Below are 351 nucleotides of genomic sequence, written 5' to 3'. Positions count from 1 at the left end.
CAAAATAATCCACCGTATGCCTGTCAAGCGCCCTGTCCCCTGTCAGGTACGAATAAAGACAGTCATTATTCCTTGCCGGGGCAGGCAGCACGAATTTCTTTTTCTTCTCCTCCGTGGAACGCCTTTTTTCCATTTTCTCCACATATACGCTGGCGTTCTTTTTCTCCCACTCCCCGCTTCTCTGGTATCCTGAAAAATCAAGGAGCCAAAAAACAGACTCCTTAACGTCCATATTTGCAAAGACACGCAGGAAGTCAATCTGTGATCCGCCATTGCTTCCCTTCTCATGCTCCCTCGACCACCGGAACCAGTTCGTGCGGTTGTAAATCCGTATCGAATCCATTTCTTTCA

General features: G+C 47.9%; 1 pseudogene. It reads right to left on the bottom strand.

The window, feature by feature from the left end:
* A pseudogene (locus E5329_RS29480) lies at nucleotides 1-351 on the bottom strand (topoisomerase); the annotation flags it as partial.

Origin of the sequence: Petralouisia muris (genome assembly GCF_004793545.1) — a bacterium.
Classification (GTDB): Bacteria; Bacillota; Clostridia; order Lachnospirales; family Lachnospiraceae; genus Petralouisia; species Petralouisia muris.
Note: the sequence above shows the minus strand (reverse complement) of the source record. Positions and strands in the feature narration are given on the sequence as shown.